Genomic DNA, 26090 nt, shown 5'->3' with positions numbered 1-26090 from the left:
AGCGCCGACGGCGGCAGCCAGGTCACGATGGCCATGGCAGTTCGGCCGATGCCTTGGCAGGACCCGGCAACCGCAAGCCGCATCGACCTGCTCGGTACGCAGATGGAACAGGCTGCCCAGGAAACCCTCGACAACCTCTGCCACTGAGCTGATTGCACAGCCGGGAGTTGAGGGAGGTCTTCCCACCGTGAACGCGGCAACCTCAGCCAGAGGCCGCTCGGCACGAGGGCCTATCCCATCCCAACAATCCCAGCCCAGGCGCCACTCGCGCCGGTTCCGCCACCGCCACGGTCATCGTCCTTACCGCAACGCCTGCAGCGCGGCGATCCGCCAGTTCTGCTCCCGCGGAAGCGCCGCCGAGTAGCCAGTGGAATGCTCCGCCGGTTCGAAATTAGCAATTGCTACGTTACTGAATATCTCGAAAAGGAATTGTTAATCTACGGACATACTGGACAACCAGACCATTGGTCCGAACTAGGCCAGCGGGACCATCAGCAGCAAAGACAGAAAAGTGAATTCCACCACCGCGCTCCCCCGCTCAGAGCCGTTGTCCCCGATGGCATCGTCAGGGCCGGATGGCTGTTTGCCCTCAGTGGAAGACTTCTGACTGGACGAGGAAGAGTGCACCCACATAGGTCGGGACGGGTTCTTCCACTTACGCGCCATCTCACCTGAGGCGCCAGATTCGGACCAAGTTGCACCGAGGTCAGGTTGACCAGAATTGGTCCAACTTGGTCCGAAAGAAATCAACTAGCTCCGAATTTCACACACACCGCCAACTAGGCCAGTCTTCGTGTCAAGACTAGAAGTCCCAGTCGTCATCCTCAGTGTTGACAGCCTTGCCAATCACATACGACGAACCCGAACCCGAGAAGAAGTCGTGGTTCTCGTCAGCGTTGGGCGACAAGGCCGAGAGGATGGCCGGGTTCACGTCGGTGACGGAAGCCGGGAACATGGCCTCGTAGCCCAGGTTCATCAGGGCCTTGTTGGCGTTGTAGTGCAGGAACTTCTTGACGTCCTCGGCCAGGCCGACGGAGTCGTAGAGGTCGTGCGTGTACTGGACCTCGTTCTCGTACAGCTCGAAGAGCAGCTCGAAGGTGTAGTCCTTGATTTCCTGCCGGCGTTCCTCGGAGACCTTCTCCAGGCCCTTCTGGAACTTGTAGCCGATGTAGTACCCGTGGACGGCCTCGTCGCGGATGATCAGGCGGATCAGGTCGGCCGTGTTCGTCAGCTTGGCCCGGGAGGACCAGTACATCGGGAGGTAGAAGCCCGAGTAGAACAGGAAGCTCTCCAGCAGCGTGGAGGCCACCTTGCGCTTGAGGGGGTCATCGCCCTGGTAGTAGTCCATGACGATCTGGGCCTTCTTCTGAAGGTTCTCGTTCTCGGTGGACCAGCGGAACGCCTCGTCGATCTCCTTGGTGGAGGCCAGCGTGGAGAAGATGGAGGAGTAGCTCTTGGCGTGCACAGACTCCATGAACGCGATGTTCGTGTAGACAGCCTCTTCATGCGGGGTGAGCGCGTCCGGAATCAGCGAGACGGCGCCGACGGTGCCCTGGATGGTGTCCAGCAGGGTCAGGCCCGTGAACACGCGCATGGTGAGCTGCTGCTCGTCCGGGGTCAGCGTCGCCCACGACTGCACGTCGTTGGACAGCGGCACCTTTTCCGGCAGCCAGAAGTTGTTGACCAGGCGGTTCCAGACATCCACGTCCTTGTCGTCCTGGATGCGGTTCCAGTTGATCGCCTCGACGTGGCTAAGCAGCTTGACCTTCTCGGTCATGTCATCCCCTAAATGTTGGGTTTAGTTCTTAGTAAAAGCGTACGACGGCGGGCGGGCGCCCGCCGTCGTACTGTCACGATTTAGTTGAAGCTACAGCATGCAGCTGACGCAGCCCTCTACCTCGGTGCCTTCCAGCGCAAGCTGGCGGAGACGGATGTAGTAGATGGTCTTGATGCCCTTCTTCCAGGCGTAAATCTGGGCCTTGTTGATGTCGCGCGTGGTGGCGGTGTCCTTGAAGAACAGCGTCAGGGACAGGCCCTGGTCCACGTGCTGCGTAGCGGCCGCGTACGTGTCGATGACCTTCTCGTAGCCGATCTCGTACGCGTCCTGGTAGTACTCCAGGTTGTCGTTCGTCAGGTACGGCGCCGGGTAGTACACGCGGCCCAACTTGCCTTCCTTGCGGATCTCGATCTTGGACGCCACCGGGTGGATCGAGGAGGTGGAGTTGTTGATGTACGAGATTGAGCCGGTGGGCGGCACAGCCTGCAGGTTCTGGTTGTAGATGCCGTGCTCCATGACGGAGGCCTTCAGCTCGCGCCAGTCATCCTGGGTGGGGATGTGGATGTTCTTGAACAGCTCCGCGACCTTCTCGGTCTGCGGGACCCATTCCTGCTCGGTGTACTTGTCGAAGAACTCGCCGGAGGCGTACTTGGACTTCTCGAAGCCGCCGAAGGTCTGGCCGGTCTGGATGGCCAGCAGGTTCGAGGCGCGGACCGCATGGAACACCACGGAGTAGAAGTAGATGTTGGTGAAGTCCAGGCCCTCTTCGGAGCCGTAGTGGACCCGCTCGCGGGCCAGGTAGCCGTGCAGGTTCATCTGGCCGAGGCCGATGGCGTGGCTCTGGTCGTTGCCGCGGGCAATCGAGGGCACCGAGGTGATGTTGGACATGTCCGAGACGGCCGAGAGCGACCGGATGGCCGTCTCGATGGTCAGGCCGAAGTCCGGCGAGTCCATGGTCTTGGCGATGTTCAGCGAGCCCAGGTTGCAGGAGATGTCCTTGCCGGTCTGGTCGTAGGACAGGTCATCGTGGTACGTGGTGGGCTGGGAGACCTGGAGGATCTCCGAGCACAGGTTGGACATGATGATCTTGCCGTCGATCGGGTTTTCCCGGTTCACGGTGTCCTCGAACATGATGTACGGGTAGCCGGATTCGAACTGGATCTCGGCGAGGGTCTGGAAGAACTCGCGCGCCTTGATCTTGGTCTTCTTGATCCGGGAATCGTCCACCATCTCGTAGTACTTCTCGGTGACCGAGACGTCGGAGAACGGCATGCCGTAGACCTTTTCGACGTCGTACGGGGAGAACAGGTACATGTCCTCGTCCCGCTTGGCGAGCTCAAAGGTGATGTCCGGGATGACGACGCCGAGCGAGAGAGTCTTGATGCGGATCTTCTCGTCCGCGTTCTCGCGCTTGGTGTCCAGGAAACGGTAGATGTCCGGGTGGTGCGCGTGCAGGTACACGGCACCGGCGCCCTGGCGGGCACCGAGCTGGTTGGCGTAGGAGAAGCTGTCCTCAAGGAGCTTCATCACGGGGATGACGCCGGAGGACTGGTTCTCGATCTGCTTGATCGGCGCGCCAACCTCGCGGATGTTGGTCAGCGCGAAGGCCACGCCGCCGCCGCGCTTGGAGAGCTGCAGCGCGGAGTTGATGGACCGGCCGATCGACTCCATGTTGTCTTCGATGCGGAGCAGGAAGCAGGAGACCAGCTCGCCGCGCTGGCGCTTGCCGGCGTTCAGGAACGTCGGGGTGGCCGGCTGGAAGCGGCCTTCGATGATCTCGTCGACCATCTGGGTGGCGAGCTTCTCGTCGCCGCGGGCCAGGTGCAGGGCCACCATGCAGACGCGGTCCTCGTAGCGCTCCAGGAAGCGCTTTCCGTCGAACGTCTTCAGCGTGTAGGAGGTGTAAAACTTGAACGCGCCGAGGAAGGTCTCGAAGCGGAACTTCTTCTTGTATGCGCGGTTGTAGAGCTCGCGGATGAAGTTCATCGTGTACTGGTCGAGGGTTTCGCGCTCGTAGTACTCGTTCTTGACGAGGTAGTCGAGCTTTTCCTCGAGGTCGTGGAAGAACACGGTGTTGTTGTTCACGTGCTGCAGAAAGTACTGGTGCGCGGCCTCGCGGTCGGCCTCGAACTGGATTTCTCCGTTGGGGCCGTAGAGGTTCAGCATGGCGTTCAGCTCGTGGTAGCCCAGGCCCTTGTAGGCGGCCGGCATCTCGTGCTTCTTCTCAACAGCGGCGGCGCCGGTGCCCGTGTTCAGGCCTGCGCCTTCAGTTACTGCTTTGTCTGCGACAGTCGTGTCCAAAACTCTTCCAATCCTTGTTGTACGCGGTTGACGTCTTCCGGCGTCCCCATGAGTTCGAAGCGATATAGGTGCGGGACCTTGCACTTGGCGGCGATGATGTCCCCTGCCATGCAGTAGTTGTCCCCGAAATTGGTGTTTCCCGCGCCGATTACTCCGCGGATCAGCTTCCGGTTGCCCGGATCGTTCAAAAACCTGATGACCTGCTTTGGAACAGATCCCTCTCCCCCGGTGCCGCCATAGGTCGGGAGCAACAAAACGTAGGGCTCCCGGGCCACCAGCGGAGCGTCCCTTGGGTAAAGGGGGATCCTGGCGGCGTCGACGCCCAGCTTCGCAACGAAGCGTGCGGTGTTTTCGGAGGTGGAGGAAAAGTAGATGAGCCGGCAGTGCGTTGTGGTGGCCGGTGCTGCCGTGCTGACCGCTTCCCCGCCGTCAGCCGTGGCAGCCACCTGATCTTCAGTTGTTACAGCCACGGTGGTCACCTCATCTACCGTGAATTCTTGCCTGGTAGCGGCGTCCTGGGCTTTTCAGGCGACAGGGCGTTTCAGGCTACAGCGACGGCGGCAGCCTGCGCCAGTTCTTCGATCTTGTCCGGGCGGAAACCTGACCAGTGGTCCTGGTCGGTGACGACAACGGGAGCCTGCATGTAGCCCAGGGACTTCAGGCGCTCAAGGGCTTCCGCGTCCTGGGAAATGTCGACGCTCTGGTAGGCGATGCCCTTCTTGTCCAGCGCGCGGTAGGTCGCGTTGCACTGAACGCAGGCCGGCTTCGTGTAAACCGTAACGGTCATGGTCCTGTCCCCTTTGTTGAAGTCTTCTGTGGAGCGCAATCCCGGCTCCGGATGTCCCGCGCTGATTCTCTGCTGGAACTGTATGTCGATACTACATGTAGTGCAAGAGTCTCATGTGGACCCCAAGATGATGTATTACAAGTATGTCATTTAACCCACCTTTAATCCACAGGAGGGGGCCCGCCAAATGTCCGGATTTCCGCCATTTTGGCGGACGAAATCCACACCCTGTGGAGTAGTTAGCCACATTAATCACGCCCGCGTGTCGCACCGCAGACGGCGTGTCGCGCGCCGCCGCGGGGACCCGGATCGGTGGCGCCGGCCACTACATCTGGTGTCCGGGCACACGAAAGAGGCGGGCACCGTGGTGCCCGCCTCAAGCGATTCGTGATTGTTCTAACACCGGCGCTAGGAGGCGGAGTCGAGCACGATCTGCTGCACGTCGAGGTAGCCCGTTTCAAACCCGGCCCGGCAGTAGCAGAGGTAGAACAGCCACATCCGCTGGAAGACCGCGTCGAAGCCCATGGCCCCCACCTCGTCTTCGCGGGCCATGAACCGTTCCTCCCAGAGCCGCAGGGTCTGGGCGTAATGCTCGCCCATGGCGAGGCGTTCGCGGACGCGCAGTCCAGTCTGCTTCGCGGTGATGTCCTCGATGGCGCGGACGGACGGAATGACCCCGCCCGGGAAGATGTACTTGTGCACCCAGGTGTAGCTGGTGCGGGTGGCCATGAGCCGGTCGTGGGCGATCGTGATGGCCTGGATGGCCACCTTGCCACCCGGGGCCAGGACCCGCTCGATGGTCTGGAAGTAGGTGGCCCAGTATTCGAAGCCGACTGCCTCGATCATTTCGACCGAGACGACGGCGTCGTACTCGCCCTCCACGGCGCGGTAGTCCTTGAGCTCGATCGTGACGGCGTCGGCGTAGCCGGCCTCGGCCACGCGCTGGCGGGCCAGTTCCTGCTGCTCGCTGGAGAGCGTCACGGAGTAGACGGTGGCGCCGCGGGCGGCGGCGCGCAGGGCGAGCTCCCCCCAGCCGGTGCCGATTTCCAGGACCCGGGTGCCTTCCTTCACGCCGGCTTTGTCCAGCAACCGGTCAATCTTGGCCTGCTGCGCGGCGGCCAGCCCGTCCCAGGCCACGTGCCGCAGGGCGTCGCCGCTTTCCGGGAAGAGGGCGCTGGAGTACGTCATGGTGCTGTCCAGGAACGAGGCGAAGAGCTCGTTGGAGAGGTCGTAGTGCCGGGAGATGTTGGAGCGGGTGTTCTTCTCCGTGTTCCGTTCCCTGCGCGGCTGGCGCGGCAGGTACAGCCCGCGCAGCTTCTGCAGCGGCCCGGGAACGAGCGTGCCGACGCGGGAGGCAAAGACCTCCATGACGGCTGTGAGGTCATCGGCGTCCCAGTCGCCGGCCATGAAGGACTCGCCCAGGCCGATCAGGCCGCCGTCGCCGAGGCGGGTGGCGAAGGCAACGGGTCGGTTGATGGTCATGACGGGGTAGGCGGCGGCAGGCTCATCAGACGCGGTGCCGGCGGGTACCTGGTCGGAGGGAGCCGTGCCCAGTGCTGCTTTGCCCAACACTGTGCCGTCCGGGTACCGGACTTCCAGCGGCAGCCTGCGCACGGCCGCCTTGAAGATGGCGTCCGCAGCGCGTCCGGCCACACGGGCCTTGAGGCTCGAGGGCACCGTGGCGATGCTGGGCCAGATGGCGGCGTCGATGCTGGCGGGAGGCTGGGGAACGGTGTACGGCACCCTGCCGGTGACGAGCCCGCTGTCGACGGCGCTGCTGGCAACTGCGCTGCTGTGAGTGGTGCCCTGTGCCCGTCCCGTACCGGATCCGGTCGCTTCGGTCGTTGTCACTGAACTGCCTCCTGTGAAGGGTGGTGTGGTTTTTTGATGATGGGCAGGCGGCGCGCCCACAGTTTGATGCCCTGCCAGCGGATCTGGGCCGCGACACGCAGCGGGGCCGCGGGTACGGCGAGCGCCGCGGCCACGATGGTCCGCACGCTTGCTTCGTGCCGGACGCCGTCCATGGTGGCGATGAAGGGCTGCTGTCCCTCCCGTTCCAGGACGATCGATACAGCGAGCCGTTCGCCGGGTTCGGGGAGCTTCATGCGGTACTCGCCGTCGACGTCGTTGAACGGGGAGACGTAGAACGCCTTCGGGACGCTCGCCCTGTCCGTGGCGTCGGTTTCGAGGAGGTAGCAGTGCCGCTCCCCGTACGTGTTGTGGACCTCGGCGACGACGCAGCGCAACTCACCGGAGGCACTATGGCACCAGAACACGCTCAGCGGGTTGAACACGTGCCCGAACACCCGGGCGCTGGCAAGCATGGTGATGCGTCCGCCGTCGAGCTTTATCCCCTGGGTGGCAAGGTAGCTTTCCACGTTGCCGCGCAGGGTGCCGTCCGGATCGCCGAGGTGGTCCTCCACCCGGAATCCCGCCAGCGGCCGCAGCAGGCGCGGCAGCTGCGGGAGATGGTCGACGTCGACATACCAGCTGTAGCTGCGGTAGGTAAACGCGTTGCGCAGCGGAGTCCGCCGCACATGGGCGATGGCAGTGCGGTAGATGGCAGCGCCGTGGAGTGCGGCCGGATGGATGGTGGCCGGCGCGCTCATGGCACCTCCACCGTGGCCGGCTGAACTGCGGCCGGCTGGACTGTGGCCGGGGCGGGGTCCGGGTCCACGGCCCCTGCGCCGATGTTGACCGTGCCGATGTTAACAGCGTCGCTGTTGACCGGGTCCCAGTCGCGGCCGAGCCGGGCGGCGGCCTTGAGGCCGGACAGGGCGCCGTCCTCGTGGAATCCCCAGCCGTGGTACGAGCCGGCGAAGGCCAGCCGCCCGTCGCCGAGTCCGAGGATCCGCTGCTGCGCCACCAGCGACTCCGGGGTGTACTGCGGGTGTTCGTAGACCATCCGGTCCAGGACCGTGGCGTCGTCGATCAGCTCGGATTCGCCGAGGCTGACGATGTACCGGCCGCCGTCGACGGGTTCCAGCCGTTGCAGCCGCGTCATGTCGTAGCTGACCAGGACCTTGTCCGGCCGGGCGTCGCAGGACGGCAGCCGGTAGTTCCAGGAGGCCTGGGCGTTGGGGCTGGCCGGCAGCACGGCCTCGTCACGGTGGAAGAGCGTCTGGTTCACCGAATACGGCATGCCGCCAAGGGCGGCCCTCTCGGCAGCCGAGGCGTCGGTGAGCATGCGCAGGGCCTGCGCCGGGTGGGTGGCGATGACGACGGCGTCAAAGGTCTCGCGCACGGTCCCGGCACCGAGCGCGGACGTGACGTCGACGCCGTCGGCGTGCCGGTGCACCGTGGTGACCGGGTTGGCGAGCCGGATGTCCGGGAGGGTCGCGGCGACTTTGTCGACGTAGCTGCGCGAGCCGCCGGTGACGGTCCGCCATTGCGGGGAGCCCTTGACGCCGAGCAGGCCGTGGTGGCCCAGGAAGGTGAACAGGTAGCGGGCCGGGTAGGCCAGCGCGGTGGTGGGGTCGCAGGACCAAACGGCGCTGACCACGGGGGTCATGAAGTGCGAGATGAAGTAGCTGCTGAACTTCTCCTGGGCCAGGAACTCCCCCAGGGTGAGCTCGTGTCCGGCGGCTGCCGTGCCTGCGGCGGGTTCGGCCAGCAGGGCGCGGGCCCGGCGGTGGAACCGGGTGACTTCCAGCAGCATCCGCAGGTAGCGGCCACGCAGCAGGGTGGATGGCCGGGGAATGATGCCGCGCCCCTTGGCCCGTGCGCCGGCGTATTCCAGCCCGCAGCCGTCGCAGCGGACGGACATGCTCATTTCGGAGTCCTGGGTTTCGACGCCGAGCTCGGCGAACAGGCGCAGGAGCGTGGGATACGTCCGTTCGTTGTGGACGATGAAGCCGGTGTCCACGCCCAGCGGGGGTCCGTTCTGCTGCGGCACATCGTGGGTGTGGGCGTGGCCGCCGAGCCGGGAGTCGGCCTCAAAGAGCGTTACCCGGTCCTGCCCGTTCAGCACGTACGCGGCGGTCAGCCCCGCCACTCCGCTGCCGATGACGGCGACGCGCCGGCCTGCCGGAATCCCTGCTGCTTGCGACACTGATCTGCTCCTGTTGTCTGGCCCGAAGTCTCTTATGGGCAATTCGAGGCTGTCGGGTGGCCGGATGAGTATGAATGTGGAATTTTTCAGTTCTGCTGTCAGACCGTCGCCAGTGACGCCGTCATCTGCCACGTGAGCTGGGTTCCTCGGATTCTCCTGCATGGGCCCGGCCGCGCAGCGCAGACTTTCCGTGCGGACATTCCGCCAGACACATCAGCACGCAGACCGGCACGGCCGCGGGAGGGCCGGATATGCCACAATGAAGCGGGAATTCCGGTCCTGTCTCCGTGGACCCGCAACCAGGCGAAGGGCAGCCCTTGATCAACCCCGTCCATCTCCGGACCCTTGTGGAAGTGATCCGGCTTGGCTCGTTTGCGGCCGCCGCCACCCGGTTGGGCTACACGGCTTCGGCCGTCTCCCAGCAAATGTCGGCACTGGAACGCGACACCGGCGTCACTTTGTTCCAGCGGGCGGCCCGCAGCATCCAGCCGACGGATGCCGCCGTCGTCATGACCCGGCACGCCGCCAAGGTCCTGACGGACATCGAGACGCTGATGGCCGCCGCCTCCCGGGCGCAGGAGAGTCCCAGCCAGGAGCTGCGGCTGGGCATCTTCCCGAGCCTCGCCACCTATGTGCTGCCGCCGATCCTGCGGAACCCGGCCTGGAAGAAGCTCGGCATCGACCTGCGTGTCTCGGTCGCGGAACCGGCCCAGACCATCCAGGGGCTGCGGACCGGCGGCGAACTCGACGTCGCCCTGGTGTACCAGGTGGGACAGTCCGGCCTGGCCTGGCCGCACACCGTGGACCGGCAGTGGATCGGCGACGACGACTTCCGCGTGGTGCTGCCGGCGGCCTGGGGCATCGGCACGGATTCCAAGGTGGCCGCGCCGCACCTATCGGACATGCCGTGGATCATGCACCACCCCGGCACGTCCGACGCCACGGTGATTGAACGGCTCTTCGCGAGCTGCAACCTGCACCCCCGCGTGGTGGCCTACAGCGATGACTTCCACGCGAGCCTGGAGATGGCCGCCGCCGGGCTCGGCGCCGCTCTGGTCCCCGACCTCGCCCTGCGGCACCGGCCTGCCGGCGTGGTGGTCCTCGATGTGCCGGAGATCCGGCTGGCACGGAATGTTTTCGCCCTGCTGATCAACGAGAAGCGGACGGCCCAGGTCCAGCTCTTCGTGGAGCTGCTGGCCGAGACGATGCACCGGTCCGGGACCGCGCGAAAGGACTGAGCTGAAGCCCCCGTTAGCCCGGCGGGCGTTCAGCGCTTCCTGGCCCGCTTCCCGACCGGCGCCACCAGCGCGTCGATGATCCGGTGCTTGGTCCGGGTGTACGGCGGATAGATCAGTTCCAGCGTGTCCGGCCACAGCGGCTTGTCCAGGGTGGGGCGCTCATGCGAGAACGTCCGCACCGAATGTTCCCCGTGATATGCCCCCATGCCGCTGCCGCCGACCCCGCCGAACGGCAGCCCGGGGACTGACAGGTGGGCCGCCGGAACATCAAAGCACAGGGCCCCCGACGAGGTCCGCCCGGCGAAGGCGCGGCGCGTCTGCGGATCGTTGCTGAAGACGTAGAGTGCCAGCGGCTTGGCGCGCCCGTTGACCTCTTCGATGGCCTCGTCGAGCCCGTCCACGGGCACCAGTGGCAGCAGCGGTCCGAAGATTTCTTCCGCCATGACGGCGTCGCCGGGCGCCGGGCGCAGCAGGGTCGGCGCAAAGTAGCGGCTGGCGGCGTCGCGCTGTCCGCCGTGCACCACGGTGCTGGCGTCGGCGAGGGCAGCGAGCCGTGCGAAGTGGCGGTCATCGACTATCCGGCCGTACGACGGGCTCGCCGCCGGGTCCGGTCCGAAGAGCGCCGTAACGGCCTTGATCAGCTCGGCCTGCAGCGGCTCCAGGATCTCCTTCCGGGCCAGGACGTAGTCGGGTGCGACGCACGTCTGCCCGGCGTTCTTGAACCGGCCCCAGGCGATGCGTTTGGCCGCCGTGGCCAGGTCCGTGGATGCATCGACGTAGGCCGGGGACTTGCCGCCGAGCTCCAGCGTCACCGGGGTCAGGTGCTCGGCCGCCGCGCGCATGACCACCTTGGCCGCGGCTTCTCCCCCGGTGAAGAAGATGTGGTCGAAGCGTTCCGCCAGGAGGGCGGTGGTCTCCGGGATGCCGCCCTCAACCACTTCGGCGGCGCCGGCCAGGTATTCGGGAATCCAGCGGGCCAGTACGGCCGAGGTGGCCGGGGCATGTTCGCTCGGCTTGAGGACCACGGTGTTTCCCGCGGCCAGGGCGCCGGCGAGCGGGGCGAGCAGCAGTTGCAGCGGGTAGTTCCACGGCCCGATCACCAGCACCACGCCCAGCGGGGTGAGTTCGGTCCAGGCGCGGGCCGGCCGCACTGCCAGCGGCGCCGGCACGCGGCGGGGCCGCAGCCAGCCTTCGAGGTGCCGCTCCAGGTGCGCCGCCTCGGCGTCCACGAACCCGATCTCCGCGAGCTGCGCCTCGGTGTGGTGCTTGCCCAGGTCGCGGGCGAGGGCTTCGGCGAAGTCCGCGTGCCGCTCCGCGAGCATGCGCCGAAGCCGGCGCAGCTGATCCAGCCGCCAGGCGAGCGGGCGGGTGGTCCCGGCGTCGAACGCGGCCCGGGCACGGCCGACGGGTGAGACTACATGCTGCATCCGATCAATGTACAGTCATGCGGCCGTCCGCCGGTCCGGTACCGGATATTGCTCCGGCAGGGAAAACTCTTCAACGCTGGAATGGTCCGGTTTTCAGGACTATGTTGAAGATATGAACAAGGTAGCGAGCAAGCACTTCGGAGAGGTCGAGCTCAACCACGGACGGGAGCATAATCTCACCGCCACGCATGAGCTGGCGGGCCAGACCGTGGAGCTTGACCTGAACGTCAACGCGCATGACCATTTCGATGAAGCGGCCATGCATAAAGTTGACTACCGCCTGCGCTTTCTGCCCGAACTCGTGGACCAGGTCCGCGAAATGATCGCCGAGGAACTGGACCAGGAAGGCACCAGTCCCCAGGAGTACCGCCACTTCCATTGCAACGCGATCAAGGACGAACACCTCAAGAAGGTCTTCGGCGTCGAGGACAAGAGCCAGCTGACCGACGAGGTCTTCCTCAAGGCGCTCAAGCTCGGCCACGTGGGCATCTACCCCGGCCAGCCGGAACGCTACTTCGTCCTGGACTTCACGCTGGGCCAGCATTTCACCGACGAGGTCCTCGTCGCCTCCGCGGATGAGGACGGCGTCGTCGACGACGAAATCCTCTGGGAGTCCTGACCCGGGAATCCCGAGTCGCTGGTAGTCCTGCATCGACTGCTCCGCAGGCGCCGTTTTGGGCGCTCAAAACGGCGGCTGCTCAGCAATCGATGACTAAGAACGTACGACGCCGGCCGGTCACCTTGTGAGGTGACCGGCCGGCGTCGTTTGTGTGTGGAGCGGGCTCCCTGTCGGCTGCTTGCCTGGTGGCCTGTTACTTGGCGGCTGAGAGCAGTTCGGCGCGGACCGTCCTGGTGGCCGTGACGAGGTTGCGCAGGGACTCTTCAGTCTCGGCGTAGCCGCGGGTCTTCAGGCCGCAGTCGGGGTTGACCCAGAGCTGGCGGGACGGGACGTGCTTGACGGCGGTGCTGAGCAGTTCGGTGACTTCCTGTTCGCCCGGGACGCGGGGCGAGTGGATGTCGTAGACGCCCGGGCCAACGCCGCGGCCGAAGCCGTGGGACTCGAGGTCGTGGACGACCTCCATGCGGGAGCGGGCGGCCTCGATCGAGGTGACGTCGGCGTCGAGGCCGTCGATCGCGTCGATGATGGCGCCGAACTCGGAGTAGCACAGGTGTGTGTGGACCTGGGTGGCGTCCGCGGCACCTGCGGTGGAGAGCCGGAAGGACTTCACGGACCAGTCCAGGTACCTGGCCTGGTCGGCCTTGCGCAGCGGCAGGAGCTCGCGCAGGGCGGGCTCGTCCACCTGGATGACCTTGATGCCGGCCGCCTCGAGGTCGGCGATCTCGTCGCGGAGGGCCAGTGCCACCTGGTTGGCGGTCTCGCCAAGCGGCTGGTCATCGCGGACGAAGGACCAGGCCAGGATGGTGACCGGGCCGGTGAGCATGCCCTTCATCGGCTTGCTGGTCAGGGACTGCGCGTACTCGGCCCACTTCACCGTGATCGGGGCGCTGCGGGTGACGTCGCCCCACAGGATGGACGGTCGGGTGCAGCGCGAGCCGTAGGACTGGACCCAGCCGTGGACGGTGACGTCGAAGCCTTCGAGGTTCTCGGCGAAGTACTGGACCATGTCGTTGCGTTCGGGCTCGCCGTGGACCAGGACGTCGAAGCCGAGCTCTTCCTGCAGCTCCACGACGCGCTTGATCTCGTCCTTCATGAGCTGCTCGTACTGCTCCGTGGTGAGGTCGCCGCGGTTGGCGCGGGCCCGGGCGGTGCGGATTTCGCCGGTCTGCGGGAAGGAGCCGATCGTCGTGGTGGGCAGCGGCGGCAGGTGCAGCGCCTTGTCCTGGGCTGCCTCGCGGACGGCGTAGGCGGAGCGGTTGAAGTCGGCGCCGGTCAGGGCGGCGGTGCGGGCCCGGACGTCGCCGCGGCGGACGCCTTCGGCCTCGGCGCGGGAGGCGATGACGCGGGTGGCCTCGTCGATTGCGGGCTGGACGGCTGCCTCGTCGGTCAGCAGACCGGCGAGGGTGACGACTTCAACGGCCTTCTGGTCGGCGAAGGCCAGCCAGCTGCGAAGCTGCTCGGAGAGCTGGACTTCCTCGTCGACGTCGTGCGGGACGTGCTGGGTGGAGGTGGAGGTGCTGATGGCCAGCTTGGCCACCGACTTCTTCAGTTCGGCGATCTTCTTCGCGGAGGCGGCGAGGTCGTTGCGCCAGATGTTGTGGCCGTCCACGACGCCGGCGACGAGGGTCTTGTTGCCCAGCGCGGCCAGGGCCGCTGCGGACGGGACCGCGCCCTTGAAGACGTCCAGGTGCAGGGCGTCGATGCCGGTGGCGGCGAGGGTTCCGAGCTGGCCGTTGAGCGCGCCGTACGGGGTGGAGACGAAAAGCTGCGGGCGCTGGGCCGCGGCGGCCAGAGCCTCGTAGGTGCGGGCGACGGCGGCCTGGATTTCCACGGCCGGGGTGTCCTGGTCCACCACAAGGGCGGGCTCGTCGAGCTGGACCCAGCTGGCGCCGGCGGCGGCGAGCTTCTGAAGCAGCGCCGTGTAGACGGGGAGGATGTCCTCCAGGCGGGACAGCGGGCTGAAGCCGGCCTGGGCGTCGTCGGAGGCCTTGCTCAGCAGCAGGAACGTGACCGGGCCGACGATGTACGGGCGCGTCTCGACGCCGTTGGCGAGGGCGTACTCGAATTCCTCGACGATCCGGTTCGAGGTCAGCGCAAAGTTGGTTTCCGGCCCAATTTCCGGCACGAGGTAGTGGTAGTTGGTGTCGAACCACTTGGTCATTTCCAGCGGCTGCTGGTCCTTGTTGCCGCGGGCCAGGGTGAAGTAGCCGTCGATGTCGAGCTGGCCCTGCGCGTTGAGGAGGTTCCCGAAGCGGGCCGGCACGGCGCCGAGGTGGGCGGCGGCGTCGAGCACCTGGTCGTAGTAGGAGAAGGTGCCGGGCACCGCGGCGGCTTCGGTCAGGCCCAGGCCCTGGAGCCGCTTGGCGGTGCCGAGCTGGATTTCCTTGGCGGCCGCGTCCAGGGCTGCGGCGTCGATCTTGCCGGCCCAGTAGGCCTCGACGGCCTTCTTGAGTTCGCGGCGGCGGCCGATGCGCGGGTAGCCCAGGATCGAGGCAGCCGGGAACGGAGTGGGGTTGGGGGTGTTCAGTGCAGTCATGGGAAGTCCTAAGTGTTGGTGGTGTGGTGCGGAGGGAAGTTGTGTTGTCCTGGCGCGGTCAGCTGGCGAGCTGGCGGCGGCTGGCCGTGTGCCGGTTGCCACTGTGCCGGTTGCCGCGGTGCGGGCGGGGCAGCGCGAGTTTGTCCAGCACATCCAGGGCCGCGGCGTGCTCATTGAACGTGTAGAGGTGGATGCCGGGGGCTCCGGCGTCCAGGGCTGCGTTGGCGAGATCAACGGTGGCGCTGACCCCGATCCGGGTCCGGTCGGCGTCGGTATCGGCAGCCGCGAGGCGTTCGATCAGTTCCGGGGCCGGTTCGACGCCGGTCAGTTCGCCGAGCCGGGCGAGCCGCCGGAGGCTGGTGAGCGGCATGACCCCGGGAATGATCGGGATGGTCACCCCGGCCCGGCGGGCCCGGGCGAGGAGGTCGGCGTACTGCTCGGTGTGGAAGAAGACCTGGGTGATGGCGAAGTCGGCGCCGGAGCGCTGCTTGGCCAGCAGGACCTCGACGTCGTGCGCCTCACTCGGGGATTCCGGGTGCCGCGTCGGGTAGGCGGCGACGCCGACCGCGACCCTGCCGGCGCACAGCAGCGCCGAGCGGCGTTGCTCCACGCGGCGGATGAGTTCGATCAGGTCCTGGGCGTACCGGAGCGATCCCGGCGGCGGGGTTTCTCCATCCTTGGGCCGGTCGCCGCGGAGGGCGAGGATGCCGCGGACGCCGACGTCGAGCAGTTCGCCGATGATCTCCGCCAGTTCCTGCGGGGAATTCCCCACGCAGGTCAGGTGGGCCAGGGGCCGGAGCGTCGTTTCCTGCACGAGCCGGTTGACGAGATCGACGGCGGTGCTGCGGTTCGAACCGTTGGAGCCGTAGGTCACGGACACGTAGTCCGGGTCCGTGGCTTCCAGTTCGCCGATGGTGGTCCAAAGGGATTCCGCGGCTGCGGGAGACCGCGGCGGGAACAGCTCGTAGGACAGCGCAACAGGCGCCGCGCCGGCAAGATTGGGATGGGTATCGATAAGGCTTGGTGGTGACATTTGCGTCCTTGGCTTTGAACACTGCCGCCGGGAGATCCGGAATCCCGGAGGACCGGAACCAGAAACGGAAACTCCGTCGTCAGTGAATTGAGTTTGGGGAACACGGAGGGAACTTCAGCAGGGCGCAGCCGCGACTGTTACGCCTGATACGAAGTTGTCCGTGAGCAAATGTCAGGCCCACATGGGGGCACCCACACCCTCCTGGGCCGCCCGGGGGCAGCTTTCAGCGGAGGATCGCTGACACGTTACTGAGGTAACTTGTATAGAACTCTAAGGCCGGGCCGTGGGACCCTTCAAGTCGGTCCCCGAATTAAGACGCACCTTTACGGCCGTTTGCGGCGCCGGGCAGAACAATGTTCGCCCACGACGGCATTTTCGCCCCGCGCGGCTGCTCTCCCCAACGCACCCCGGCAGGACTATCCTGTTGCCATGATCCAGCTTCCAGCCAGCTACCAGCAGTACCTCGCCGGCAAGAGCGAGAGCTTCATCAACACCGTCCGGCCCGTGCTCATGCAGTCGGCCGCAGAGAGGTTGCACGGGGTCCGGATTCTCGTGCTTCCGCATGGCCACCAGGCGCATCTGGATGACACCATCCCGTATGGGACGGTGGTTGAGGACATCGACTGACGCCCGGTTAGCCCCTGTCTAGTCGCCCAGGAGCAGGCGCTGGGAACGCGGAGCCAGCGTGTGTTCGAGCACCAGGCAGGCCGCACCGACGGCGCCGACGTCCTCGCCTACCCCCGTGCCCACAACTTCGATCCCATGAATCCTCCGGGTGGCACTGTTCGCCTCAACCAGTCCGGGGACCAGCTCGAGGTAAGCCGCTGAGAGGCAGGTCCAGAACGGGCCGCCGAACACTACCCGGTCCACGTCCAGGGCGTTGGTGACGACCGACACCGCACGGGCCACGAGCACTGCGGACCCGCGAATGATTTCCTTGGCCGCGTCGTTGCCGGCTTCGGCGATCGCGCACAACTCGGCGAAACGTTCCTGAACTGCCGGCGCGCTCCTGTCCTGGAGTGAACCATTCAACATCCCGGCCGCCTCAGCCTGCGCCACGAGGACCTGCGGAATGGCAGAGGACTTCACGCAGCCGTGCTGCCCGCAGTCGCAGAGGGCACCGCCCGGGTCGACGATGATGTGCCCGATTTCCCCGGCGTTGCCCGAGGTCCCGCGGACGACTTCGTCGTTGAGGACGATCCCGCAGCCGATCCCGGTCCCCATGTACATGAAGACGAAGCTGCCCTCGCCGCTGGGGCCCCCGGCCCAGGTTTCGGCCACGGCTGCGCTGGTGACGTCCTTGTCCATGAGTGTCGACAGGCCCGTGGCCTCCGCGAGGCCATCCCGCAGCCCCACGTGGTCCCAGCCCGGCAGCAGCGGCGGGTCCACGACGGCGCCCTCGTTGAGGTCGATGGGCCCCGGCGACGCAACCCCGAGCCCGGCGATCCGGTCCGGGTCCACCCCGGAGTCCAGGATGATTCTCTTGATTTCGCCCGCGATGGTGTCAATGACAGCCCTGGGGTCGGTGCCGGGCGGGGTGGTGATCCGTGAGTGCCGGACGACGGCACCGAGCAGGTCCAGCACGACGAACGTGAGGACGGCCGGGTCCAGGTGGACGCCCACGGCATACATCCCCGAGGGATTCAGCCGGAGCATGGTCCTGGGCTTGCCCGGCCCGGTGCCTTCCTTGCCTGCCTCGACGATCAGGTGCTGGTCCAGCAGGCGGCGGGAAATGTTGGAGATGGTCTGCGGCGAGAGTCCGACAATCTGGGCGAGTTCCACCCGGCTCAGCCCGCCCGGCGTGCGGCGGATGGCGTCGAGGATGACTGTGAGGTTGAAGTCGCCCATCTTCGGTAGGTTGGTCCCTCGCCTCGGCGAGGGTTGCCGGAACTCGGTCACTGATACCTCTAAACGTTTTGGCCACGCACAGCAGTTGTCAGAATCGTACGTTACGTGCAGGCGTGCGCCCACACTTGCGCTTTACCGACACAAAGTTTCTTGCGTCAAGGCCGCCGGGTGCTGGCCGTGACGGTGAATTTTGGATTCCTGCCGGCCTCGCGGGTGGGACCGATCAGCCGTTCCAGAGCCGGCCGGTAGTGCAGGTGGCTGTTGAACACGGTCCAGAGCTCCCCGCCCGGGGCAAGCACCCTGCCGGCCGCTTCGATCAGCTTGATCCCCGCGCCGGAGTGGACCGCCGCTTCCAGGTGGAAGGGCGGGTTCAGCAGCACCAGGTCCGCGCTGGCGTCCGGGAGGGAGCTCATGGCGTCGTCCTGAAGCACGTCGATCCGACCGTCCAGGCCGTTGGCCCGGGAGGTGGCCAGGGCTGAGTCGACGGCTGCGGCGGACCGGTCGGTCGCGGTGACGCGGGCGCCGGGGTTGGCGCGGGCGTACATCGCGGCGAGGATTCCGGTGCCGCAGCCAAGGTCGACGGCATGGGTGGCGTGCGGCATCCGGGGCAGGAAGTCCAGCAGGAACCTGGTCCCGATGTCCAGCCCGGTGCCGGCAAAGACGGCCCCCCGGGCGCAGACCGTGAGCCCCAGTTCGTCGTTGACCTCAGTGACCGGGAAGGGCAGCGCGGCGGGGACCGGCCTGGGGCTCCGGGCCAGCAGGAGCCGTGATTTCTGCCGCGCCAGCTGGGGCTGGACATCCTCGAAGTAGCGCGCCAGGACGGCGTTCATGCCCAGGCTCATGTGTTTGACGCGTCCGCCCGCGACCAGCACCACCTCTGGCGCCGCATAGCGGGCCACGGCGTCGGCGATTTCCTCAAGTTCCGCCAGGGACCGCGGCAACTGCAGCAAGACCAGGGAGGCTCCCTCCAGCAGTTCGGCGCCCAACGGGAGGTGCTCGAAGCCGCCGTCGATGCCCAGGGCCTCGGCGTTCGCCCGCAGTGCCCGTTCACCGGTGATGAGGTCCTGCTGGACGCGCACGGCGTCCGCTCCGAGGGTCAGGGCGCCGAGGGTGAGGGCACCGTACCGGTCCCCCACCACCGCGAGCCGGCCCCCGGGCTGCAGCAGGGCGGCCGCGGGCATCTCCAGGGCAGAGTCGAGAAGGAGCCTGTCCGTGGCGTCCCAGGCCTGCAGGTTGTCGGCCTCGACGTCCGGGAATCTTCTCAGCCGGGCAAAGAGGGATTCGAAGCTGTTGTCCGCCACGCGCGTTGTGCCGCCGTTTCTTCTCGGGCTTGGGTATGGGTGCTGGCAGTGGGAGCCGGGTGTGAGGCCTCCCCCGGTGCTGCTCTGCAGGTCTTTCGTTTTACGTTATACCGGACCGGGCCAGCAGGTTGACGATTCCGGCGACGGCGGCCCGGCCTGCCCGGTTGGCGCCGATGGTGGATGAGGAAGGCCCGTAGCCGACGAGGTGCACCCGCGGCTCGCCCGCGACCTGGGTGCCGTTCATCGCGATGCCGCCGCCGGGTCCGCGCAGGTGCAGCGGGGCGAGGTGTTCGAGTTCGGCACGGAATCCCGTGGCCCACAGGATGACCCCGGCGGCCAGGAAGCTTCCGTCAGCCATCCGGACCCCGTAGGGTTCGATCGCGGTGAACATGGGGTGCCGGTCCAGGGCGCCGCGCGCGGCGGCGGCGCGCAGGGCCGGGGTCCAGATCAGGCCCGTCACGGAGACGACGCTCTGCGGCGGCAGGCCCTGGCGCACCCGCTCCTCGACGAGGGCGACGGCGTCGTGGCCGGCCTGCCGGTCGAACGCGGCCTCGCGCCAGACCGGTAGCCGGCGCGTGAACCATGTGGTGGTGGTGACCTTGGAGATCTCATCGAGCAGCCCGACGGCCGAGATGCCGCCGCCGACCACAATGACGTGCTGCCCGCGGAATTCGTCGGCGGAAACATAGTCGGCGACGTGCAGCTGCCGGCCGCGGAAGCTGGCTTTGCCCGGATAGATGGGCCAGAACGGCCGGGTCCAGGTGCCGGTTGCGTTGATGAGGGCGCGGGCAGAGAAACGGCCGCGGGAGGTTGCGATGCTCAGCCGCCCGGCGGGGTCATCGTCCTCGCGGCTCACCGACTGCACTTTGACCGGCCGCTCAATCGCCAGGCCGAGGTCGTGCTCGTACCCGCCAAAATAGCGGGTGAGATAACTGGAGCTGGCCTCGGCGGGGTCCACATCGGGCTGCGGGATTCCCGGGAGGTCGCTGATGCCGTTCACCGTGGCCATGAGCAGGCTCTTCCAGCGGTGCCGCCAGGCTCCGCCGGGCCCGTCCTCGCCGTCGAGCACGATGTACGTCCCGGCCGGGGCAGGGCCGGTCGCGTCAGCGCCGGCCATGTCAGCGCCGGCCGGGACGAAGCCGCGGCGCTGAAGGTGGTAGGCCGCCGACAGGCCCGCCTGGCCGGCACCAACCACGACGACGTCGGCCGCCCGCACCGTCTCTGCGGTCACGGTCGTGTCCCCAGTCAGATCTTCTTGACGACGCTGGACTTGAGCTGCATGGGGCCCACGCCGTCCACCTTGCAGTCGATGTCGTGGTCGCCAACACCGTTGACCAGGCGGATGCCGCGGACCTTGGTGCCGACCTTGATGACGGTGGAGCTGCCCTTGATTTTCAGGTCCTTGACCACGGTGACGGTGTCGCCGTCGGCGAGGACGTTGCCCACCGCGTCCTTGATGACGGCGGCCGCAGGGGCGTCGGCCTCTGTGTCAGTCTCCGCGGATGCGGACCATTCGTGCGCGCACTCCGGGCAGACCAGGAGCGCCCCCATTTCGTAGGTGTATTCGCTGGAGCATTCGGGGCACGGGGGCAGGGAGTCGTTCACCCGACCAAGTTTAGTCGCCGCCTGTGCCCGCGCGAATTCCCGCCGCTTATTCTCGCCGCTTATTCTCGCCGTGGGCGGGGCGCCTTAGAACGGGTTCAGCAGGCGGTCCACGAACTGCCGCGTGCGTTCCTCCCGCGGGTCCCGCAGTACGGTGTCGGGGTGGCCGCGTTCGACCACCACGCCGCCGTCCATGAAGATGACCTCGTCGGCCACCTGACGGGCGAACGCGAGCTCGTGGGTGACCACCACCATGGTCCAGCCTTCGTCCGCAAGTTCCTTGATGACTGCCAGGACCTCGCCCACGAGCTCGGGGTCCAGCGCAGAGGTGGGCTCGTCGAAGAGCAGCAGTTGCGGGCGCAGGGCGAGGGCACGCACAATGCCGACGCGCTGCTGCTGGCCGCCGGAGAGCTCGAACGGGTAGCTGTTCTCCTTGCCGGTCAGGCCGACGCGGGCCAACAGGTCCCGGGCCTCCTGGATCGCGTCCGCCTTGGGCCGCTTCTGCACCTGGACCGGGCCCTCGATCACGTTCTCCAGGACGGTCTTGTGCGGGAAGAGGTTGTAGTGCTGGAACACCATGGCGCTGCGGTCCCGCAAAGCCAGCACCTGCTTCTTCGCCACCGGTGTGGCAAAGTCCACGGTCAGTTCCCCTGCGAATTCGGCGACGCCGGCGTCGGGGACTTCGAGGCCGTTCAGGCAGCGCAGGACCGTCGTTTTTCCTGATCCGGACGGCCCGATCAACGTGACCACTTCGCCGCGGCGGACTTCAAGGTCGATGGATTTGAGCACAACATGGTGGCCGAACGACTTGCGCAAGCCGGTGACGGTCAGGAGCGGCTCGTCCGGGACAGGAACGTCAGAGGGTTGCGGTTCAGTGGGCGACATAGCGGTCCAATCTCTTCTCCAGGGCGGACTGTCCGCTGGCGAGAACGAGGCAGATGATCCAGTAGATCACGGCCGCCTCCAGATACAGCAGCATGAACTCCTGGCTGAAGGCCGCCACCTGCTGCGCCACGCGGAACAGTTCGGTGACGAGGATCAGCGACGCCAGCGACGTGTCCTTGACCAGGCTGATGAAGGTGTTCGACAGCGGCGGAACCGAGACCCGGGCGGCCTGCGGCAGGATGATCCGCACGAGCGTCTGCCGGCGCGACATTCCGATGGTGTGGCCGGCCTCCCACTGGCCCTTCGGAACCGACAGGATGGCCGCCCGGATGACCTCCGCGGCATAGCCGCCGACGTTCAGGGAGAACGCGATGATGGCGCTGGGCCAGGGGCTGATGGTGATTCCGACGGAAGGGAGCCCGTAGAAAATGACGAACAGCTGGACCAAAAGCGGGGTTCCGCGGATGACGGAGATGTAGGTCCGCGCCACCGCCGAAACCAGGCGGTTGCGGCTCAACCGCATGAGGGCCACCACCAGTGCCAGCAGCAGGCCCAGGCTGAACGAGGCCAGCGCCAAGGGAATGGTGCCGAAGATCGCACCCGTCAGGAGCGGGCCCAGCGATGACCACACGAGTTCCCAGTTGATGCTCATGCCCGGACGCGGCGTTTCTCTGCGGCTTGCACAGGGCTACTTCGAGACGTCGGCGTCGAAGTACTTCTGGGAGATCTTCGTCAGCGTGCCGTCGGCCGCCAGCTCGCCGAGGGCCTTGTTGATGGCATCGGTCAGGCTGGTGGATCCCTTGCGCAGGGCGAACGCGCTCAGCGACTTGTCGGTGGTCTCGGCGGCAATCTTGATGCCGGCGTCGTGGTCGGTCTTCTGGGAGTCCAGGTAGGTCAGCTTGTCGTTGATGGTGGCATCGACGCGGCCCTGCTTGAGCAGCGTGATCGCCTGCGCCCAGCCCTCCACGGCCTCGACATTCGCGCCGCTCTGCTGCGCCAGCTTGTACCAGTTGCTCGTCAGGGACTGCGCCGTGGTCTTGCCCTTGAGGTCGTCAAAGGAGTGGATGCTGTCGTTGTCCGACTTCGTGACGATCACGCCGGTGCTCACCGTGTACGGGGTGGAGAAGTCGTACTTCGCCTTGCGCTCGTCGGTGATGGAAACCTGGTTGGCGACGACGTCGAACCGTTTGGCGTCGAGGCCGGCGAAGATGGCGTCGAACTGCGTCTCCTGGTAGGAGGGCTTGACGCCCAGCTTCGCGGCGACGGCGTTCATGATCTCCACGTCGTAGCCCGTCAGTTCACCGCTGCCGTTGGCGTGGAACGTGAACGGCTTGTAGGTGCCTTCCGTGCCGACCTTGAGCACGCCTGCGCTCTTGACGTCGCTGAGGGAGGTGTCCGCACCGGCTGCCGGCGCTGAGCTGGCCGGGGTGGTGGACGCCGACCCGCAACCTGCCAGGGCGAGTCCTGCAGCAGCGATGAGGCCAATAATGGAAAGTCGTGTGCGCTTCATGATGTTCCTTAGTCGTGGAGCCGGAAATGGCCTTCCAGCTAAGCCGCATGGCGGCTGTCTCCTAGCGACGATAGCAAGGTCCAGCTCAGGGTGGAGAGCCTAAATGACAGTTTATGACGTCCGGTCATGAGACGGTCTTGACGGATGCGGCTTTCGAAGTCCCGCATAGCTGCGGAGGGTACGAAAAAGGGAACCACCGCCTAGCGGTGATTCCCTTTCTAGTGGAGCTGAGGGGACTCGAACCCCTGACCCCCTGCATGCCATGCAGGTGCGCTACCAGCTGCGCCACAGCCCCTCATTTGCCTGGAAGTTTCGTCCTCCCTGAAGCAACCTGAATAGCCTAAACCACAAATCGCGTTCGCGCTAATCGGCGCGCTGACTCATGGAACAGGGTGCGGAACAGGGCACAAAAAATCCGCCGGAATCTTTCGATTCCGGCGGATTATCCGGTGGAGCTGAGGGGACTCGAACCCCTGACCCCCTGCATGCCATGCAGGTGCGCTACCAGCTGCGCCACAGCCCCGAATTTTCGCTGCTCCGAGCATGTCTTCCGACGTGCGATGTTCCGGTTTTTTGTCCGGATTTCTCCGAAGCAACTCAAATATCTTAGACCAGCCCTCCGGAAAATTCCAAATCGCGCATATTCGGCTCGGTTTAGCGTCCGGAGGTGGCCTGAACGCGGGGGCTACTCCGTGTCGGTGCCGGCGGTGGCTTTGGCGGAGGCGTCGTCGCCGAGCTGCAGATCGACGACGGGGCAGTCCTTCCACAGGCGCTCGAGGGCGTAGAACACGCGGTCTTCCTCGTGCTGGACGTGGATGACGACGTTGGAGTAGTCCAGCAGCACCCAGCGACCGCCGGAGCGGCCCTCGCGGCGGACGGGCTTCTGGTCAAACTTGGAGAGCTCGTCCTCGATGCCGTCCACGATCGCGTTGACCTGGCGTTCACTCGGGGCCGAGGCAATCAGGAAGACGTCGGCCAGGGCCAGCCGTTCGCTGACGTCCAGGGCCACGATGTCCTCGGCGAGCTTCTCCGAGGCAGCGCGGGCTGCGTGGCGGGCGGTAGTGATGGATGAATCGGTTGCAGTCACGGGACTCCTTGTAGTGATGAAAAATTATGGTGTTGAAAATGTGGCGCCAGTGGCGGCCTGAGACCTAGTGGGCCAGCCCGGTGACGATCAGCGTGATGCCGGCGATGAGGGCAACGATCCCCACCGCCAGGACGCCGAGCTGGAGCATGCGCAGGCGGCGCGCCCGGCCGAGACCGGCGGTAGCGGCATCCAGGGGTTCGAGCCCGTAGGCGGCATTCGCGGCTACGGGTTCCCCGCCGACGAGTCTTTCCTCGGCCTCCCCCGCCGAATTTGCCGTGTTTGCCGCGTTTCCCGGCCGTGCCGTTCCGGCTTTTGCGGCTGCTTCCGCACGGGCCAGGACGCCGGCCCTGCCAGCTGCAGAACCCGTCGCGGGACCTGCGGCCTTCTGGCGGGAGATGCCCGGCCGCCGCAGGCCGGGTTTCCTCGGCGCGTCCACGCGCGGACCCGGGTTGGTGACAACCGGAACGTACGACGTGGCAGGGCGCTTCATGACGGGCCGCTCCACGCCGGGAACCTTCTCGAATTCCAGGGGTGTGACCATGGCCAGGTTGTTGGCCGTGGTCGGATCGTTGCGGGGCGCCGCCGGCTGGTTGTTTTGTTCGGCAAGCTTCTGCTTGGCGGCGGCGCGGCGGTTCAGGATCGCGGCACGCTCGGCGAGGGCGATCTGCTCGGCCAGGACGGCCGGATCAACGGCATCCGGATCCGTGGCCGCAATGTGTTCCATCTTGGCCACTTGGTTCTTGGCCTGCTCCGCGAGGAGTTCGCGGGCGGCCAGCGCCTGCTCCACGGTCATGCCCTCGGGCGTCGCCCCGCCCGGTCCGGCGCCGTCGGCCGCGGGAGCCTTGGGCGCAGCGGGGGCCTTGGGCGCCGGGGCGGCCGCCCCAGCCGCGGCAGCGCCCTTCGCGGCCGCATCCGTGGAGGCGGCGTCCTTCGGGGCCGGGGAAACCACCGGGGTGGCCCGGGTCCGCGGCGACACCGGGACAATGGTGTTGGCCTGGGTGGCCGGGGCCGCTTCGGTCGCCAGCTCCAAAAGCCTCAACTGGCGTCGCGTGGGCGGCCCTCCGCCGGCCAGCTGGCCTTCCTTCTCTGCGAGTTCCTTGATGGTGCGCAGCGCGGCGCGGTCCCGTGCCCGGACCTGGGAAGACCGCTCCGTGCCAGCGGGCACAGAATCAGCGGACACAGAATCAGCACGCACAGAGTCCACCGGGGCGTCGGCAACGCGACGGCTCCGGCCGGTGATTTCGGCCTCCGTCGGCTCGCCCGGGCCCGGAGTCTCCAGACGTTCATCTCTGGCCTGCCGCAATTCGCGGCGGCTGCGGATGGGAGGCTGTTCCTGACTCATGGCAAACTCATTCAGTGCTGGCTGGTTGGGTTATCTCAAAGGCTGGATCGTGCTGTGCGGGGGCAGTCCCGGCCGCGCCGTTTCCGGCGTTGGCTTTCGCGGCGTGTCCGGCTTCGAGGCGATCGGCGTCGGGGCTGGCGTGGTACAGGCCGTACTTGGCGATGTACTGGACCACCCCGTCCGGTACGAGGTACCAGACCGGGTTGCCTTCGGCCACCCTCGTGCGGCAATCCGTGGAGGAAATGGCCATGGCCGGGACCTCCAGGAGGCTGACGTCTTTGCGGCCCATGCCGTCCAGGACGTGGCCCGGCCGGGTTACGCCCACAAAGTGCGCGAGGGACCAGAGTTCATCGATGTCTTTCCAGGACAAAATCTGGGCCAGGGCGTCCGCGCCGGTGATGAAGAACAGATCGGCGTCCGGACGCAGGGTCCGCAGGTCACGCAGGGTGTCGATCGTGTAGGTCGGTCCCGGACGGTCCACGTCCACCCGGCTTACGGTGAAGCGCGGGTTCGAGGCCGTGGCGATAACTGTCATGAGATACCGGTGCTCGGCTTCGCTGACCTTCTTGGCCATCTTCTGCCAGGGCTGGCCGGTGGGCACAAAAACGACTTCGTCGAGGTCGAACTTGGCCGCGACCTCACTGGCCGCGACAAGGTGTCCGTGGTGGATGGGGTCGAACGTGCCACCCATCACACCCAGACGCAGGCGGCGCTGGGCGCCGCGCTGCTTCGTGGGGGCGGAAATA

Annotated in this window: 23 protein-coding genes and 2 tRNA genes; 3 read left to right on the top strand and 22 right to left on the bottom strand. The window is 66.5% G+C overall.

All coding sequences use genetic code 11. The features are described from left to right. Nucleotides 1-802 precede the first annotated feature (802 nt). The 7 genes from nrdF to AC1DZV_RS17000 form a co-directional block, all read right to left on the bottom strand. Nucleotides 803-1777, bottom strand: a complete 975-nt coding sequence (nrdF, locus tag AC1DZV_RS17030) for a class 1b ribonucleoside-diphosphate reductase subunit beta (RefSeq protein ID WP_223916933.1) — start codon at nt 1775-1777, stop codon at nt 803-805. A 90-nt stretch (nt 1778-1867) separates the two neighbouring features. Further along, nucleotides 1868-3988 (bottom strand): class 1b ribonucleoside-diphosphate reductase subunit alpha, encoded by a 2121-nt coding sequence (gene nrdE / locus AC1DZV_RS17025; protein WP_026537148.1) that lies wholly within the window; start codon nt 3986-3988, stop codon nt 1868-1870. A gap of 59 nt (nt 3989-4047) precedes the next feature. Then, nucleotides 4048-4452, bottom strand: coding sequence for a class Ib ribonucleoside-diphosphate reductase assembly flavoprotein NrdI (gene nrdI, locus AC1DZV_RS17020; protein ID WP_223916943.1), 405 nt, complete (start codon nt 4450-4452; stop codon nt 4048-4050). A 167-nt stretch (nt 4453-4619) separates the two neighbouring features. Then, nucleotides 4620-4865 carry a glutaredoxin-like protein NrdH gene (gene nrdH, locus AC1DZV_RS17015; protein ID WP_018773329.1) on the bottom strand — a complete coding sequence of 82 codons (246 nt, stop codon included), beginning with the start codon at nt 4863-4865 and terminating at the stop codon, nt 4620-4622. Between the two features lie 408 nt (nt 4866-5273). Then, complete coding sequence (locus AC1DZV_RS17010) at nt 5274-6716, bottom strand: class I SAM-dependent methyltransferase (protein ID WP_476954187.1); 1443 nt, start codon at nt 6714-6716, stop codon at nt 5274-5276. Beyond that, nucleotides 6713-7474 carry a DUF1365 domain-containing protein gene (locus AC1DZV_RS17005; RefSeq protein WP_476954186.1) on the bottom strand — a complete coding sequence of 254 codons (762 nt, stop codon included), beginning with the start codon at nt 7472-7474 and terminating at the stop codon, nt 6713-6715. The genes AC1DZV_RS17010 and AC1DZV_RS17005 overlap by 4 nt, the downstream gene beginning before the upstream one ends. Beyond that, nucleotides 7471-8916, bottom strand: coding sequence for an NAD(P)/FAD-dependent oxidoreductase (locus AC1DZV_RS17000; RefSeq protein ID WP_476954185.1), 1446 nt, complete (start codon nt 8914-8916; stop codon nt 7471-7473). The genes AC1DZV_RS17005 and AC1DZV_RS17000 overlap by 4 nt, the downstream gene beginning before the upstream one ends. Nucleotides 8917-9233: 317 nt before the next feature. Between AC1DZV_RS17000 and AC1DZV_RS16995 the strand changes: the two genes are divergently transcribed. Then, nucleotides 9234-10154 carry a LysR family transcriptional regulator gene (locus tag AC1DZV_RS16995; RefSeq protein WP_476954184.1) on the top strand — a complete coding sequence of 307 codons (921 nt, stop codon included), beginning with the start codon at nt 9234-9236 and terminating at the stop codon, nt 10152-10154. A 29-nt stretch (nt 10155-10183) separates the two neighbouring features. On the opposite strand, the gene AC1DZV_RS16990 is transcribed toward AC1DZV_RS16995, so the two are convergent. Further along, on the bottom strand, nt 10184-11581 hold the full coding sequence (locus tag AC1DZV_RS16990) for an aldehyde dehydrogenase family protein (RefSeq protein ID WP_476954183.1): 1398 nt from the start codon (nt 11579-11581) through the stop codon (nt 10184-10186). 112 nt (nt 11582-11693) lie between these two features. Here AC1DZV_RS16990 and AC1DZV_RS16985 point away from each other — a divergent pair, with 112 nt between their 5' ends. Continuing rightward, entirely contained in the window at nt 11694-12200 is a 507-nt protein-coding gene (locus AC1DZV_RS16985) for a DUF2004 domain-containing protein (protein WP_026537142.1), read from the top strand. A 193-nt stretch (nt 12201-12393) separates the two neighbouring features. On the opposite strand, the gene metE is transcribed toward AC1DZV_RS16985, so the two are convergent. Together metE and AC1DZV_RS16975 are read right to left on the bottom strand one after the other, a co-directional pair. Beyond that, nucleotides 12394-14736 carry a 5-methyltetrahydropteroyltriglutamate--homocysteine S-methyltransferase gene (gene metE, locus AC1DZV_RS16980; protein WP_476954182.1) on the bottom strand — a complete coding sequence of 781 codons (2343 nt, stop codon included), beginning with the start codon at nt 14734-14736 and terminating at the stop codon, nt 12394-12396. A gap of 58 nt (nt 14737-14794) precedes the next feature. Continuing rightward, nucleotides 14795-15769, bottom strand: coding sequence for a methylenetetrahydrofolate reductase (locus AC1DZV_RS16975; RefSeq protein ID WP_476954181.1), 975 nt, complete (start codon nt 15767-15769; stop codon nt 14795-14797). 429 nt (nt 15770-16198) lie between these two features. Between AC1DZV_RS16975 and AC1DZV_RS16970 the strand changes: the two genes are divergently transcribed. Continuing rightward, on the top strand, nt 16199-16396 hold the full coding sequence (locus AC1DZV_RS16970; RefSeq protein WP_018773338.1) for a hypothetical protein: 198 nt from the start codon (nt 16199-16201) through the stop codon (nt 16394-16396). Nucleotides 16397-16414: 18 nt separating this feature from the next. Here the strand turns inward: AC1DZV_RS16970 and AC1DZV_RS16965 are convergent, their stop codons facing one another. The 12 genes from AC1DZV_RS16965 to nadD all read right to left on the bottom strand — a co-directional run bounded on the left by AC1DZV_RS16965 (nt 16415) and on the right by nadD (nt 26089). Then, nucleotides 16415-17617: an ROK family transcriptional regulator gene (locus AC1DZV_RS16965; RefSeq protein ID WP_476954180.1), complete on the bottom strand. Its 1203-nt coding sequence runs from the start codon at nt 17615-17617 to the stop codon at nt 16415-16417. 155 nt (nt 17618-17772) lie between these two features. After that, nucleotides 17773-18918, bottom strand: a complete 1146-nt coding sequence (locus AC1DZV_RS16960; protein ID WP_476954179.1) for a class I SAM-dependent methyltransferase — start codon at nt 18916-18918, stop codon at nt 17773-17775. 100 nt (nt 18919-19018) lie between these two features. Further along, nucleotides 19019-20149, bottom strand: coding sequence for an NAD(P)-binding domain-containing protein (locus AC1DZV_RS16955; RefSeq protein ID WP_476954178.1), 1131 nt, complete (start codon nt 20147-20149; stop codon nt 19019-19021). A 14-nt stretch (nt 20150-20163) separates the two neighbouring features. Further along, nucleotides 20164-20523 (bottom strand): zinc ribbon domain-containing protein YjdM, encoded by a 360-nt coding sequence (locus tag AC1DZV_RS16950; protein WP_028277874.1) that lies wholly within the window; start codon nt 20521-20523, stop codon nt 20164-20166. 84 nt (nt 20524-20607) lie between these two features. Then, nucleotides 20608-21405, bottom strand: coding sequence for an amino acid ABC transporter ATP-binding protein (locus tag AC1DZV_RS16945; protein WP_476943509.1), 798 nt, complete (start codon nt 21403-21405; stop codon nt 20608-20610). Next, on the bottom strand, nt 21392-22057 hold the full coding sequence (locus tag AC1DZV_RS16940; RefSeq protein WP_018773344.1) for an amino acid ABC transporter permease: 666 nt from the start codon (nt 22055-22057) through the stop codon (nt 21392-21394). The genes AC1DZV_RS16945 and AC1DZV_RS16940 overlap by 14 nt, the downstream gene beginning before the upstream one ends. 36 nt (nt 22058-22093) lie before the next feature. After that, nucleotides 22094-22915, bottom strand: a complete 822-nt coding sequence (locus tag AC1DZV_RS16935) for an amino acid ABC transporter substrate-binding protein (protein ID WP_476954177.1) — start codon at nt 22913-22915, stop codon at nt 22094-22096. 222 nt (nt 22916-23137) lie between these two features. Then, nucleotides 23138-23210 (bottom strand) — tRNA-Ala (locus AC1DZV_RS16930). Between the two features lie 155 nt (nt 23211-23365). Then, nucleotides 23366-23438: transfer RNA gene (locus AC1DZV_RS16925), tRNA-Ala, on the bottom strand. 162 nt (nt 23439-23600) lie between these two features. Beyond that, the gene (gene rsfS / locus AC1DZV_RS16920) at nt 23601-24002 is read right to left on the bottom strand and encodes a ribosome silencing factor (protein WP_018773346.1); all 402 of its coding nucleotides are present in this window, start codon (nt 24000-24002) and stop codon (nt 23601-23603) included. A gap of 64 nt (nt 24003-24066) precedes the next feature. Continuing rightward, entirely contained in the window at nt 24067-25344 is a 1278-nt protein-coding gene (locus AC1DZV_RS16915; RefSeq protein WP_476954176.1) for a hypothetical protein, read from the bottom strand. Nucleotides 25345-25351: 7 nt separating this feature from the next. After that, on the bottom strand, nt 25352-26089 hold the full coding sequence (nadD, locus tag AC1DZV_RS16910) for a nicotinate-nucleotide adenylyltransferase (RefSeq protein WP_476954190.1): 738 nt from the start codon (nt 26087-26089) through the stop codon (nt 25352-25354). Between the last annotated feature and the right edge of the window lies 1 nt (nt 26090).

This window comes from Arthrobacter sp. P1_D12, from assembly GCF_056406175.1.
The sequence above is the reverse complement of the archived record's forward strand: the minus strand, read 5'-3'. Positions and strand labels throughout refer to the sequence as shown.

What these genes read in the sequence shown, in the direction of transcription:
- nrdF (WP_223916933.1), bottom strand. Translation starts at nt 1,777, where the DNA reads ATGACCGAGAAGGTCAAGCTGCTTAGCCACGTCGAGGCGATCAACTGG.
- nrdE (WP_026537148.1), bottom strand. Translation starts at nt 3,988, where the DNA reads ATGCCGGCCGCCTACAAGGGCCTGGGCTACCACGAGCTGAACGCCATG.
- nrdH (WP_018773329.1), bottom strand. Translation starts at nt 4,865, where the DNA reads ATGACCGTTACGGTTTACACGAAGCCGGCCTGCGTTCAGTGCAACGCG.
- AC1DZV_RS17005 (WP_476954186.1), bottom strand. Translation starts at nt 7,474, where the DNA reads ATGAGCGCGCCGGCCACCATCCATCCGGCCGCACTCCACGGCGCTGCC.
- AC1DZV_RS16990 (WP_476954183.1), bottom strand. Translation starts at nt 11,581, where the DNA reads ATGCAGCATGTAGTCTCACCCGTCGGCCGTGCCCGGGCCGCGTTCGAC.
- AC1DZV_RS16985 (WP_026537142.1), top strand. Translation starts at nt 11,694, where the DNA reads ATGAACAAGGTAGCGAGCAAGCACTTCGGAGAGGTCGAGCTCAACCAC.
- metE (WP_476954182.1), bottom strand. Translation starts at nt 14,736, where the DNA reads ATGACTGCACTGAACACCCCCAACCCCACTCCGTTCCCGGCTGCCTCG.
- AC1DZV_RS16975 (WP_476954181.1), bottom strand. Translation starts at nt 15,769, where the DNA reads ATGTCACCACCAAGCCTTATCGATACCCATCCCAATCTTGCCGGCGCG.
- AC1DZV_RS16970 (WP_018773338.1), top strand. Translation starts at nt 16,199, where the DNA reads ATGATCCAGCTTCCAGCCAGCTACCAGCAGTACCTCGCCGGCAAGAGC.
- AC1DZV_RS16965 (WP_476954180.1), bottom strand. Translation starts at nt 17,617, where the DNA reads ATGGGCGACTTCAACCTCACAGTCATCCTCGACGCCATCCGCCGCACG.
- AC1DZV_RS16945 (WP_476943509.1), bottom strand. Translation starts at nt 21,405, where the DNA reads ATGTCGCCCACTGAACCGCAACCCTCTGACGTTCCTGTCCCGGACGAG.
- AC1DZV_RS16940 (WP_018773344.1), bottom strand. Translation starts at nt 22,057, where the DNA reads ATGAGCATCAACTGGGAACTCGTGTGGTCATCGCTGGGCCCGCTCCTG.
- AC1DZV_RS16935 (WP_476954177.1), bottom strand. Translation starts at nt 22,915, where the DNA reads ATGAAGCGCACACGACTTTCCATTATTGGCCTCATCGCTGCTGCAGGA.
- AC1DZV_RS16915 (WP_476954176.1), bottom strand. Translation starts at nt 25,344, where the DNA reads ATGAGTCAGGAACAGCCTCCCATCCGCAGCCGCCGCGAATTGCGGCAG.